Here is a 12,733-nt window from a genome sequence, read left to right as displayed (position 1 = left end):
GCTCAGATTTCCGGCGGTGCGGCGGGCAGGTCGATTTCCACGGTGAGGCCGCCGCCGGGGGTGTCCGAGGTCGAGATCGTGCCGCCCATCGCCTCGACGAAGCCCGAGGCGACCGAGAGGCCCAGGCCGACGTTGATGCCGCTGTCGTCCTTTCCGAGCCGCTCGAACGGTGCGAATGCCTGCTGTTCGCTTCCGCGGGGGATGCCCGGCCCCTCGTCGACGACGGCGATCAGCACCCGGTCGCCGACCTGACCCGCCGTCACCCGGACCACACTGCCGTTGGCGTAGCGCAGCGAGTTGGTGATCAGGTTGGCCAGTACGCGCTCGAGCAGTTCGCGGTCGGCGAGCACCGCGGTGTCGTCGACGGCGACCTTCACGCGCTCGGCATCCTCGCGGGTGAACACCTCTGTGTCAGCGTCGATTTCGAGTAGTGACCGGCGCACCGTCTCGGCGAGCTCGACGCGGCGCACCTCGGGGCGCAACGCTCCGGCCGCCAGACGCGACGAGTCCAGGAGGTTGCCCACCAGCGCGCTGAGTTGCTCGACGGACTCCTCGGCGGTGGCCAGCAGTTCGGCGGGGTCCTCGGTGGCGGTGCCCGGTTCGTTGCTGCGCATGCGCGACACCGCCGCCTTGGCCGCGGCCAGCGGCGTGCGCAGGTCGTGGCTGATCGCCGAGAGCAACGACCGCCGCAGTTTGTCGATCTGGCCGACGGTGTCGGCCTTACCGGCCTCGTCGGTCAGCGCCCGCTTCTTGACCAGGTTGACGGCCTGGTCGGCGACCGCGGTGAGCACCCGGCGTTCGTGTGCCGTCAGCGGCGGGCCGGCCAGCAGCATCCAGAACTCGTCGTCGCCGACCTCGACCGCGGTGTCGGCCTCCTCGGCGTCGGTGCACGGGTCCTTGCCCACCTGGGCGATGACCTCGCCGGTGCGACCGCGAACCATGCTCACGGCGCGCTGCGAATAGGTTTCGCGGACCCGCTCGAGCAGCGGGTCGAGGTCGGCTTCGCGCAGCACCCCGTCGGCGAACAGCGCGAGCAGTTCGGCTTCCTGGGCCGACTTGCGCGCCCGGCGCAACTCGGTGTCGGCCCGGTCGATGAGCGCGGCCACCCCGACGGCGGCGAGCAGCAGCACCACGACCGCGACCGCGGTGTCGGTGGCGGAGATCGTGAACGTGCGTGCGGGTTCGACCACGAAATAGGTGAGCAGCAGACCCGACAACACCGCGGCGACCGCGGCGCGCACCAGCCCGCCGATCAGCGCCACCACGAGGACCCCGAGGAACAGCAGCGCGCCCTGGGTCTCGATGCCGAGGAACGGTTCGGGCAGCGCGAGGGCCAACGCGCAAAGCGCCACCGGGAGCGCCAGCGCGGCCAACCACGCGGTCACACGGTGCCGCCCCGGGGTGACCCGGGCCTTGGAGGTGCCCACCCCGGCTTCCTCGTGGGTGACCACGTGCACGTCCAGCGTGCCGGATTGCTGCACGACGGTCTCGGTGATGCCCTCGTCGAAGAACCGGGCCAACCGCGACCGGCGCGATGTGCCGACGACCAGCTGGGTGGCGTTGGCGTCGTGTGCGAAGTCGAGCAGCGTCGCGGCGACGTCGTCTCCGACGACGGTGTGCATCGTCGCCCCCAGACTGGCGGCCAGCTCACGCAGCGCCTTCTTCTGCTGCGCCGGGGTGGCGGTCAGCCCGTCGCCGCGCACCACGTGCACGACCTTGAGCTCGGCTCCGGTGCGCGAGGCGATCAGCGACGCCCGGCGCACCTGGGTTTCGGATTCAGGGCCACCGGTCACGCCGACCACCACCCGTTCGCGGGGTTTCCAGGTGGCGGGGATCTTCTCGTCGGAGCGGTAGCGCGCCAGCGCCGCGTCCACCTGGTCGGCCAGCCACAGCAGCGCCAACTGCCGCAGGGCAGTCAGGTTCTCGGGCCGGAAGTAGTTGGACAAGGCCGCATCCACCCGCTCGGGCGGGTAGACGTTGCCGTGGGCCAGCCTGCGCCGCAACGCTTCCGGGGTGATGTCCACCAACTCGATCTGGTCGGCGGCGCGCACGATCTCGTCGGGGATGCGGTCGGGCTCGTCGACCCCGGTGATCTGGCCGGCGACGTCGGCGACGCTCTCCAGGTTCTGGATGTTGACGGTGCTGATCACCGTGATACCGGCGTTGAGCAGTTCCTCGACGTCCTGCCAGCGCTTGGTGTTCTTGCTGCCCGGGGCGTTGGTGTGGGCGAGGTCGTCGACGAGGACGACCTTGGGCCTGCGCACCAGGATCGCGGTCACGTCGATCTCCTGGTAGCGGTTGCCCTGGTGTTCGATCGTGCGCCCAGGGATCACCTCGATGCCCGCGAGCTGCTGGCCGACCTTGCGGCGGCCGTGGGTGTCGACGACCGCGGCGACCACGTCGGTTCCGCGTTCGATGCGCCGGTGCGCCTCGGCGAGCATCGAGTAGGTCTTGCCGACGCCGGGCGCCGCGCCGAGGTAGATGCGCAGGTCTCCGAGTTTTCGGCTGAGAAGTCCCATACGTCTATCTTCTCCCGACTGCCGGTTCGCCGGCACGGGGATCCCGCGTTTGACGTGTACGTCGCCGGGGAACGTCAATGACCATGATCAAGACGCCGCCGGAAGCTGAAAGTTCGCTGACGGTCAAACGCGACACCACCGCCACTCGACAGCAGGTGTGGGACGTGCTCGCCGACGGCTGGACGTATTCACAGTGGGTGGTGGGCAACAGTCGGATGCGCGCGGTCGACGCGGACTGGCCGGCGCCCGGCAGCAAGATCCACCACACGATCGGGATCTGGCCGGTGGCGATCAACGACGAGACGGTCGTCGAATCCTGCACACCGCTGGAGGAGTTGGTGCTGCACGCGCGGGGCAGGCCGTTTGGCGGCGCGCGAATCACGATGCGTCTGCACGACATCGACGGCGGATGTCGCATCGAGATGGCCGAGGTGCCCGTCGGTGGCCCGCTGAACCTGTTTCCGCGCCGGATCGCGCTGGCCGCGGCGTTCCCCAGGAACCGGGAATGCACGTGGCGGTTGGCGGCGCTGGCCGAGCGACGCACCGCCCCCGACTGATTTCTTGCCCCCGAGCGTCAACTTGTGTGCGACTTTTCGCAGATTTTTCGATCACAAGTCGACGTTCAGCGAGTGGCCATGGACGCGGTACCGTGCTCTGCGACGGTTTCGCCCCCATAGCCCAATTGGCAGAGGCAGCGGACTTAAAATCCGCACAGTGTCGGTTCGAGTCCGACTGGGGGCACCGGAAAGGCGCTGGTAAGAAGGAAATCGACTTTTGGCGAATTTTGCGACGAAGCAAGCAGTCCGCAGTCAGTCCGCAGCCGTACCATTGGACTTATGAAGCGTGGGATGCGGGCAGGCGTCGAAGACAGGTGGCATCGTCCTCCGCGACGAGGCGAGGAAGTGCCTTGGCCGGCAGATCAAGAAGGTCCGGGCTCGTGGTGTATCGACCCGAGGCACGGCGACGGCGGCAGGCTCGTTACGACGCTCCGGCATGGCCGGGGTAAGCGCTGGCTCGCTCGATGGGTCGACTACGAAGGTAGGGAGCGCACAAAGGCATTCGACCGCAAAGCACAGGCTCAGAACCACATCAACCAGGTGTCCACAGCGATCAACACGGGGGCCTACGCAGATCCCCGTGGCACTGCGATGACGTTCCGAGTTGTGGCCGAAGAGTGGTTCAGCAATCGGGAGGGCAGCCAGAAGCTGAAACCAAAGACTCTCGCGGGCTATCGCAGTTTGCTCGACGTGGTCATCTTGCCCAGATGGGAAGACGTCAAGTTGAGGGACATCGACCACGCTCGGCTTCAGGCATGGGTGTCGTGGCTGGCTACTAACCCGGCTGCCCGTCAGCGTCCAGTCGAGGAGGCAGCGGGAAAAGGACTGTCACCGGCACGTGTAATACAGGCCTTCCAGGTTGTCGACCAGGTACTCAGCTACGCGGTGCGGGCACGGTACATAGCGGCCAACCCAGCCGATGGCGTGGAACTACCTAGAAAATCAACCTCAGAAGACATCGCCTTGACGCACGAGCAAGTGCGCCGACTGGCGGAAGCGGAGCCTGGCATCCGCACCATGGTGTACCTGCTGGCGTACTGCGGACTGCGGTATGGGGAGATGGCCGCACTCCGAGTAGGCGACGTGGACCTGGTACGCCGGCGCATACGTATCGCTCGCTCCGTTACGCGGGTGACCGGAAAGGGACACGTTGAGGGCGACACTAAAACGCACCAGGTGCGGATGGTGCCGATAATGACGCAAACTTTGGTCGATGCGTTGGCCAAAGAGATTCGAGACCGCGAGCGATCCCAATACTTGTTTCCGACTGACGACGGCGGACTAATGACGTTGGGTTGGTTCCGCTGGCGATTCGACCAAGCTGCTGCCACAGCAGGGCTCACAGGTATTACCCCGAAGACGTTGCGGCACACCGCGGGGTCGCTGGCGTTGGCGTCAGGTGCCTCCGTCGTAACGGTCCAGAGGCTGCTGGGGCATAGGAACGCGACGACGACTATGAATGTCTACTCCCACATGCTGCCGGACGACTTCGACACGTTGGCCGCTGCGATGGACATTGCTGCGACTCCGGGCATCGCCGCCTCGTGATAGTCGTTTTGGCTGGTCAGCTCGTCAATTTGAGTCGAACAAGTGTTCATTACGGTTCTCACTATGACCACGACATCCAAGGACCGGCAACCAACCACCCGGCTCAACACGCAACAGGCAGCAGACTTTCTCGGCATACCAGCGGCCACGCTCCGATGGTTCCGGTACCAGGGCAACCGCGGCCCCCGATCGTACGCACTCACACCGCGGCATGTTGTCTATGACCTGGCAGACCTCGAAGCATGGGCGAACGAACAGAAGGCGAAGACGCAACGTGGCGGTGCACTGTGAGCCGCACTCAACAATCAGTTACCCCTAGTCAGTCCGCTACAGAAGAGAACGCCTTACCCAGTGGCGTTGCGGATGTCGCGGATGTCGCGGACATAGCAGCCAGAGCCGCCAAGCTGTTCGACAACATCGAAGCGTACCTAGCGAGGTTCGTCGCCTACCCGTCCGAACATGCCCGCGTTGCTCACGTCCTTTGGATTGTGCATACATGGTTCATAGACCTATGGGACAACACTCCGCGACTAGCTTTCATGTCGCCCGAGAAGGAGAGCGGTAAGACAAGGGCTTTGGAAGTGACCGAAGCGCTGGTTCCCCGACCACTCTTTTCCGTCAACGCCACCCCCGCATATATCTATCGCAAAGTGGGGGACCGTAGTGGTCGGCCCACAATTCTGTTTGACGAGATCGACACTGTTTTCGGTCCGAACGCTAAGGGCAACGAAGACCTCCGGGCGTTCTTCAACTCGGGCTTTCGGCCAGGCGGAACATCGGGGCGGTGCGTTGCGGTCAACAACACCATCACGACCCAGGAACGGGAGTCCTACTGTGCGGTTGCCCTGGCCGGACTCCACGAACTGCCTGACACCATTACCTCTCGTGCTGTCTTAATCCGGATGCGCCGCAGGGCCAAAGGGGAAAAGGTCGAGCCATGGCGCCGGCGAACGAACGGTCCGGACGGAGCGAGGTTGGGTAGGGAAATCGCCGAATGGTCAACAGAGGCAGAAGCTTTCATCAATCCCTACCCGGAGTTGCCCATAGGTATAGAGGATCGCAAGGCAGACACATGGGAGCCACTTCTGGCCGTCGCTGACCTCGCTGGGGAAGAGTGGTCGAAGCGTGCACGTGCTGCGGCAAGGGCATTCGTTACTACCTCACAGGAAGATCTGGACACGGTCGGTGTGCAACTACTACGTGATCTTAGGACAGTGTTCGGGGAACGGGACTTCATGTACACCAGCGATATCCTCACATCACTGGCCAACTTGCCCGAAGCTCGTTGGTCTCACTTCCACCTCAGCGGATCACCGTTGAATGATCGAGATCTGGCTCGAGAGCTTAGGGCGTACGGGATTCGGTCACGAGACCATCGTCAAGGCGAAAAGGTCAAAAAGGGTTACCACGCTGACGATCTCGCCGACGCTTGGGACCGCTATGTGGACCCGTTTCCCATAACCGCTACAAGCGCTACAGAAGCTACAACGCAGGTCGAAGACTTGAGGGGGCTGCCGAAAACACCTCAGGTAGCGAATCAACGCTCATTGCGATCGTGTTGCTCGGCTCCAAGTTGCACTCAACCCTCGTGGCGGGATGGACTATGCGGGGTGCATTACGGCGAAGAGATCGTCCGCAGCGGAACGTACCGCCCGCGATAGATCGTGTTTCCGCCGCTTAAGACGGCGATTGCAGATTATTTGTTGTCACCAATATCGGTCGGTAGGTTTCGCTACCTCGTCGAGATCCTCGATCCGCACACGCCACAATCGCCCGACACGAAAAGCGACCAGCCTTTGGTCGGCGATGAATCGTCTCAATGTTTTCGTGCTGATCGAGAGATACGCGGCGCCGCAAGACAAGCTGATGTACTGGCTGGGCACGTGCGTCTTCTCGCATTGGGAACATTCCACTTTCGTCAATAACAACTCTCCCTTCACCGGTTGAGCTACGCAATTAGTACGGCCAGCGAATCGGCCAGTGTGTCCGGAGTGCAGAGAGTGACCTCGCTGTCAACAACTGGCTCGAGATCCTCACCCCAGGCGTAGCCGAGGCCGTAGGGCTCGCTCTGGAGGTCGAGGACCGGTGCGAAAGCACGCCTATATGCGAGCAAGTCGAGCGCAGCCGCACGAGCAGAGTCACCCACGGATCGCTTGACACCTCCCTTGACCTCGACCAACAGCCAACGGCTCACGCCGCTCTTCTTGACCTCGACCACAAGATCAGGAATGAGACCGCCTTTACTAGTGAAATGGTGCGCCTCTTGCGTCCTTCTATAGAGTGAGCCAGCAGCAAGCTCACTGGGTGCCGCCTGAAACGTCACTCGCAATTCGACGTCTTCACGCTTCGCAGTGAAAATAGTTGGCGGCTTGAGGAGTCCGCTCGCAGGAGCCTGCCACCCTAGGCGTCGGAGGGCTCTAATCACGTCGAAAGCACAGTGCAGTTCAAGAAGCACGCTGTCTCGACTTGCAATCAGGGCATCCGTTTCGACGGCCTCTCGAATCGCCACGCGGTCCAGACGAGCGATGTAGCGCTGATACAGCTCAACAACATCGAGAGCGGCCTGATAGCGCAACCGTCCTCGGCTCGTACGTACGCGGCTTGTCGTTACCGGTGTGGGTGGATTACGAGGAAGGTCGATCAATTGGCGGGCTTGCAGCCAACGCGTTGCTTCGGCGACTCTCGCACGAATAAGAGCGGCTGGTCCTTCCATGCTTCCTTTGTGCCAGCCCGTCCGCTTGCCGAAGTCGGCAATCGCAAACAACGCGAAGGACAGCACCTGATTCTCAGCTGTGTTGTACGCCCGATGTGTTGGAGTCGTAACGAAGACGTTCGGTGTGCCGGTCGCTGCCCGGTAGGAGAAAGTTTCGCTCCACCTGATAGCTCCACGCACCCGCTCGGCGCTGATCTCAACTTCGGTAGCAGTTGTGGTGGTTAGCCGTCGGATGAGGGAAGGCATCTGTTCGAGTAGTCGACCAACTGGCTCACTCAGAATGAACTGCAATTGGGCAAGATAACGAACCTCTGCGGAGGGCATCTGCAGAAGTGTTCCGGCCCAAAGCAACAGTTCCTCGTCTTGAGTAGAGGCCTGGGTGATGTAGCGCCAGATGTCGCGGCGAAGCCTCGAGATGACTTCGTCACGACTCCAGGGGAGTGACCTCACGAGCCTGGTTGCTCGAAGAGGTCTTCCTCAGAAGAATCATCGAGATCTTGAAGATGTTGGGCAGGGCCTTCCGAAAGTTCCAAGCCCAGAACAGCGTTCAGAGTCTGCCGTAGTCGTGTTCTGCGGCCTGCGCTTCCCATCTGAGGGGCGAGCCTTGCATAAAGCGACTCACCGGTCACCGCATCAATACCCTCGAACTGCGGTAAGAGATAGCTGTAGAAGCCCTCGAAGATCAGTTGACCGTCATCCGCGTCACCCAATGCAAGTCGTTCACGGAGGAACTTGGCAAGATCCATGAACACAGCCGGACCGAGATCCTTCAATTCCCGCAGATTCAGCAGTTGTTTAGCGAGCGCAGCTGGCCTTGGTTCGGCGGCAGCCTCTCTGTCGATCAACGCTTCGAAGACCGACAAGCTGGGAGAGGCGACCTCGATGAAGGCGAACCGCCGCATCAGTGCGAACGACATCTCAAAGAGAAGAGACTTGTCGAAGACATTCATCGTGGCAATGATCCGCCAGGACTGGGGGATCTCGAGCACATCGCCGTCTGGTCGTGGGCTTGCAACTCCCTCGGGAACTAGAACGAGGGGCTTTCCTTCCGCCTCGGGGCGAGAGTACGGAAGGACGACAGGCTGACCGGAGAGCACTGTGAAGAGCTGTCCGAACGCACGATCAAAGTGGGCCCGGTTCAGTTCGTCGATGAGCAGCCATTCGTTTGCGTCAATTGCCTTAAGGAAGTGACCCTCTTCGAAGTCAAGCTTGTTTGGTCCGGTCGGGCGCAGGCCACCGATGGTCTCGTAGGTTGTCCAATCGGCAGTCGCCGTCGTGGGCACGAATCCAGAACACATACCGGCTTGGTGCGCCGCAGCCGCAACCGCCTGAGCCAAAGTCGTTTTGGCGGTGCCGGGTGGACCTGTAAGGATGACGTGCTTGCCACTGAGAATGGCGGCGAGTAGCTGCACGTAGATCTGGTCGTCAAGGGTGAGATCGGCTCTGGTTGCTGCGTCGCGGACGGCCTCCAGGGTCAATTCACCCGCAGTCACCGCACCGCCGCCTGACTTGATCATTTTCTCAAACTGCTGGCGACTTATCTGCTGAATCGACGTCTGAGCATTTCGAGATGGCCCGTCCCGGAACGCTATTGGATGATCGAATGGAACGTAATCCTCTATCGTAGCGACGAAGTCTCCGGGCGAAGGCTGTTGTATTGAGGCGATCCGGCCGTGGCCGAAGTAGCTTTGTGATGTACCGTCAGACGCTGCGCCTGTTCTGTAGTAAATGAATTGAGCCCCTGGTGAATTCGACAGCACCTTCCATGAGCCTGACGAGTTTCGAGTCCAGTGATAGCGCTGACCTTCGATGTCATCGTACGGATTGGTGCCGTTCGTCTTTACCTCGCCTTGATTCAGGATGAAGTAGCGGCCGGTCGTCGAGCCGCTCTGCTTCCGCACGATGAGAGGTGTCTGATTTCCCAGGCCACCCAACGTGACGGGTTCTCCCGATCGAGCAAGAACGTAACCTTCGGTGAGCTCGGTGGGATCAATCTTCTGGAACTCGCTCAACTTCACCCAGAGGCTGTGAGACTCGGAGGGGTCATAGTAGCCAGGTACAAGATCATGATCGACTTCACTTGTGTCAGTTGTGATGTCGAGTAGGCGGGTGCGCCAGGTTCCGCCGTCGCGGCTGTATAGGAACACGAATGTGTCACTGCCGGCGGCGAGTTGGGTTTGCAGCTTTTGAAGCCATTCAGACGAAAGCCCGGTCGCATCCGATGTTTTGCTTCGCCGCCCCCACCACACGGAACCTTTGTGTTCAGCGACCTCGATATGGCGATCGATTGTGTCGGAACGGAGGCCTACGCTCCATTTCAACACGAGATCGAGCGCTGAGGCGTCTGCACCCCCCAACACGTCGATGATTCGTTGGGCAGCTTTCGGCTTTGTTATCTCGCTGACTGTGCCCTGCTGGCCGAAAGAATCTCGAAGGTCGGGATCGAATCGTTCATACGGGATCGCTGTGGCGAGCCACTCGACCGGCAATGTGTTCTTCGCGGAATTCTCGGAGGCGAAAGCTCCGTCGGTGCGGTATTCGTACTCCCCAGTCACCCTCGCTACCGCTACATGGCCAGGATCTGACTTCAGCGGCATTACGACGAGATCAGCCTCTTTGATCTCGTGGCGGAACCGCAGAATTTGTCCCGCTTGGCTGGCGAGGCTGGCAGGTCGGTGTTCGTTCTTGGCGGCTGCGATCCGTGCCTTCAACTGGTCACGATCCGTGGCATCGACTAGTGACCCGAGTTCAGGCCAACCGATGAGGGCAACCCCCTCGTCAAGGGCAAGCTTCTCGTGCTCGCCATCACGTCCACCACGCACCAGCCACACCTGCACGCCCGTACTAAGCGTTGAAGCCGCGTTGTCATCTGCTTTCAAACTGCGGACCTCGAATCCCAGGCTTCGCAAGCGCCGGACTACCTCGCTGCCGCCTGACAGTCCCCGCTGACTAAGCGGCACCTCGTGGGGATGCTCCAAGTCGTAGGCAATCCCGTACAACGCCTTAGACGGATACTCGTCGCCTTCGTAGACGACGACATAGTCCCGAGCTTCGCGGAAGCCGTGCTCGCGGAGAGTAGCTTCACGATCTCCTTCTCTAAGCTGCCGAATCGCTTCGAGCACAGCCTCACGCGTTACTGAGGTGCGCCACCAATCTCGGCTTGGTTCTGAAGTCATGCCCCTGTCCTCCGCCATGGGTCGACGTTAACGCAGCACGCCTCTTCGCCAACTCTGTGTCATGGCGACTCGATCTGTTCGTCAGGAGTGGCGTAGCAGAAAGGCACGTGTCACACCTCCGCCGTCGTCTGCATTGCCTGGGGGACTACCCCTTGAACGTCTTCGCCGGACACTCAAGCAACAGCGCCGCATCCCCCTAGGTATTTTCGGCTATGGGCAGCGGGCAGGTGGCACGACGTGCGAGATTAGCCGATTGTGAACCTCTGAACGCTCTTATCGAGCCAGTGACGATCTTCGAAGCCGCTGAACTTGCGCCGATCGGTGGAACGGGTCGGCCAGCGACGGTGACATGACAGTGCGTTGCGCTATTGGGAGCGACGCCACCGAATTGCGTCGGGGTGACTGGTGACTAGCAGAGCTACGACTTCAAAGTCGACGACGGACGGCAGCTAGATCCTGAGACACTCATGGCCGAGGTCACTGCCCGCCGTCCGAGAGAGGGACAGGCCTGCCAGCGCCGCCACATCTCCTGAGCTGTTGGCGACGGACGGCCACGTCGCGTCACGCAGACGTTATACATCTCGATTCAGATACTCTCCCCTTAAGTCCTAAATGACGGCAAGTAGGGAGGGGATCGGGTGGTGAGGGCAGTGTTTTACAGTTTCTATTACGATCGTGACGTACTCCGCGTTATGCTCGTCAGGAATATTGGAGCCCTCGAGGGTCAGCCATTGCTAAATCCGCAAGAATGGGAGCAGGTAAGCAGGCGAGGACCTGCCGCAATTAGTACGTGGATCGACGAGAAAATGGCATATAAACGAGCGGTGATCGTCCTCATTGGGCAAGAAACAGCTCCTCGTCCTTGGGTTAAGTACGAGATACAGAAAGCTTGGAATGACAAGAAGCCACTGTTAGGTGTCCGCATACACGGGATATCATCAATGGGAACCGTCGATCAAAGGGGACCGGACCCTTTCGCTGCGGCTGGCATAGACACTAGAATACCAATCTTCGACCCGACGGCATACGATATGTACGGGCGCATCGACAGCGGAGCGACGTACCGCAACCTCGCTAACCATCTTGAATGGTGGTCGACACAAGGTGTGGTGCGTTGGTAGGCCGTGAGGCAGATTGCCCTTTCTGCGAGATACTTCGATCTACGAGCACTCGTGAACGAGAGCTTTTTCGCACAGAGCACGTTGTTGTCATTGCGCCGTTGAAACCTGCCACTCGGGGTCATACGTTGGTCATCCCGACACGGCATGTGCCAGACATTTGGGCTCTTTCCGACGAAGAAGGCCGACAGCTGGCGACCGCAACAGTCGAAGTAGCTCAGGGCCTTCGCTTCGCTTTGCGGCCCGAAGGAATGAATATTATCCAGTCGAATGGCGAAGCGGCGACTCAATCCGTCCCGCACTTGCATGTCCACTTAGTACCTCGTTGGAGCAACGACAACATGCATCTACGCTGGCCGGATGATGCTGCGGAAAGTGATTCAGCACAGAAAGAGACAATAAAAGAAATACGACGGACGTTGTTCGGATCGGCAGAATCAAGAACCGAAGTCCGCTACGTTGAGCAAACCACTGAAATCTCGCCCGAGGACAAGCGCAAGCACCTGGAGTTCATCCAGAGTGTTATTTCTCGAATGGCATCGGCATCTGCAACTTGCAAAGGATGGTTGCTGCCTCTCGTCACGGCCGCTTACGGATTTGCGATTGCTAAGCACAGCTTTGGCGTTGCCCTCCTTGGCATCACGGCGGTTGTTCTATTCGGCTTTATCGACACAAGCTATCTCAGACAAGAACGCAAGTTCAGGGCGCTCTACGCTGAAGTAGCCTCCGGTTCGACGATTCCCTTGTACTCACTCGACACAACCCTTGTGCCGCGTAATAACGCCGGTACAAGCAACAGACGGCAGAGGCCAGTCTGGGCGTCGTGGGCAATCATGCCGATTTACCTACCCATGATCATAGTAGGATTTATTGTCGTTATCGTATTGACTCGGCAGGGCTTGGAAAATCTTGTTTCGGCAATGCGAATTATCTGGTCTGTCTATACCCGCTAAGTGGTGGAGGGCCGTAGGCAACCTAGCCGTAAGGGCGGTAATCCAGATCGCCCCTTGCCAAGTCTTTCAAAGGCAAATATCCGCTGCGGTCAGTCGATAGCACTGTAGGGGCATAGCCGCCAACCTTTAGCGGCAACTTTTCAATGGCT

10 protein-coding genes and 1 tRNA gene are annotated in these 12,733 nt (G+C 60.6%); 7 read left to right on the top strand and 4 right to left on the bottom strand.

Features of this window, described 5'->3' with window-relative positions; translation table 11 throughout:
• Positions 1-2: 2 nt before the first annotated feature.
• Entirely contained in the window at positions 3-2,519 is a 2,517-nt protein-coding gene (locus ABQE89_RS17375) for a sensor histidine kinase (protein WP_448418796.1), read from the bottom strand.
• Positions 2,520-2,602: 83 nt separating this feature from the next.
• On the opposite strand from ABQE89_RS17375, the gene ABQE89_RS17370 reads away from it, so the two are divergent.
• From ABQE89_RS17370 to ABQE89_RS17350, 5 genes are all read left to right on the top strand, one after another.
• Complete coding sequence (locus tag ABQE89_RS17370; RefSeq protein ID WP_448419042.1) at positions 2,603-3,076, top strand: SRPBCC family protein; 474 nt, start codon at positions 2,603-2,605, stop codon at positions 3,074-3,076.
• 110 nt (positions 3,077-3,186) lie between these two features.
• Positions 3,187-3,260: transfer RNA gene (locus ABQE89_RS17365), tRNA-Leu, on the top strand.
• A 422-nt stretch (positions 3,261-3,682) separates the two neighbouring features.
• Positions 3,683-4,624 carry a tyrosine-type recombinase/integrase gene (locus tag ABQE89_RS17360; protein ID WP_448418794.1) on the top strand — a complete coding sequence of 314 codons (942 nt, stop codon included), beginning with the start codon at positions 3,683-3,685 and terminating at the stop codon, positions 4,622-4,624.
• Between the two features lie 63 nt (positions 4,625-4,687).
• Positions 4,688-4,915: a helix-turn-helix domain-containing protein gene (locus ABQE89_RS17355; protein WP_448418792.1), complete on the top strand. Its 228-nt coding sequence runs from the start codon at positions 4,688-4,690 to the stop codon at positions 4,913-4,915.
• Positions 4,867-6,285 (top strand): DUF3631 domain-containing protein, encoded by a 1,419-nt coding sequence (locus ABQE89_RS17350; RefSeq protein WP_448418790.1) that lies wholly within the window; start codon positions 4,867-4,869, stop codon positions 6,283-6,285. Before ABQE89_RS17355 ends, ABQE89_RS17350 begins: the two co-directional genes overlap by 49 nt.
• Positions 6,286-6,330: 45 nt before the next feature.
• Here the strand turns inward: ABQE89_RS17350 and ABQE89_RS17345 are convergent, their stop codons facing one another.
• From ABQE89_RS17345 to ABQE89_RS17335, 3 genes are all read right to left on the bottom strand, one after another.
• Positions 6,331-6,507, bottom strand: a complete 177-nt coding sequence (locus tag ABQE89_RS17345) for a helix-turn-helix domain-containing protein (protein ID WP_448418788.1) — start codon at positions 6,505-6,507, stop codon at positions 6,331-6,333.
• A gap of 65 nt (positions 6,508-6,572) precedes the next feature.
• A complete protein-coding gene (locus ABQE89_RS17340; protein WP_448418786.1) occupies positions 6,573-7,787 on the bottom strand; it encodes a hypothetical protein in 1,215 nt (404 codons plus the stop codon).
• Entirely contained in the window at positions 7,784-10,531 is a 2,748-nt protein-coding gene (locus ABQE89_RS17335) for a ScoMcrA-related endonuclease (protein ID WP_448418784.1), read from the bottom strand. Before ABQE89_RS17335 ends, ABQE89_RS17340 begins: the two co-directional genes overlap by 4 nt.
• Positions 10,532-11,151: 620 nt before the next feature.
• Here ABQE89_RS17335 and ABQE89_RS17330 point away from each other — a divergent pair.
• Both ABQE89_RS17330 and ABQE89_RS17325 read left to right on the top strand, forming a co-directional pair.
• Entirely contained in the window at positions 11,152-11,634 is a 483-nt protein-coding gene (locus tag ABQE89_RS17330; protein ID WP_448418782.1) for a TIR domain-containing protein, read from the top strand.
• Positions 11,601-12,584 (top strand): HIT family protein, encoded by a 984-nt coding sequence (locus tag ABQE89_RS17325; protein ID WP_448418780.1) that lies wholly within the window; start codon positions 11,601-11,603, stop codon positions 12,582-12,584. The genes ABQE89_RS17330 and ABQE89_RS17325 overlap by 34 nt, the downstream gene beginning before the upstream one ends.
• Positions 12,585-12,733 lie beyond the last annotated feature (149 nt).

Source organism: Mycolicibacterium sp. XJ1819 (genome assembly GCF_053483675.1).
This window is presented reverse-complemented; position numbering and strand designations above follow the sequence as displayed.

Excerpts from the sequence above, each read along its gene's own strand:
- ABQE89_RS17335 (WP_448418784.1), bottom strand. The coding sequence starts at position 10,531 with ATGGCGGAGGACAGGGGCATGACTTCAGAACCAAGCCGAGATTGGTGG.
- ABQE89_RS17325 (WP_448418780.1), top strand. The coding sequence starts at position 11,601 with ATGGTGGTCGACACAAGGTGTGGTGCGTTGGTAGGCCGTGAGGCAGAT.
- ABQE89_RS17375 (WP_448418796.1), bottom strand. The coding sequence starts at position 2,519 with ATGGGACTTCTCAGCCGAAAACTCGGAGACCTGCGCATCTACCTCGGC.
- ABQE89_RS17355 (WP_448418792.1), top strand. The coding sequence starts at position 4,688 with ATGACCACGACATCCAAGGACCGGCAACCAACCACCCGGCTCAACACG.
- ABQE89_RS17350 (WP_448418790.1), top strand. The coding sequence starts at position 4,867 with ATGGGCGAACGAACAGAAGGCGAAGACGCAACGTGGCGGTGCACTGTG.
- ABQE89_RS17370 (WP_448419042.1), top strand. The coding sequence starts at position 2,603 with ATGATCAAGACGCCGCCGGAAGCTGAAAGTTCGCTGACGGTCAAACGC.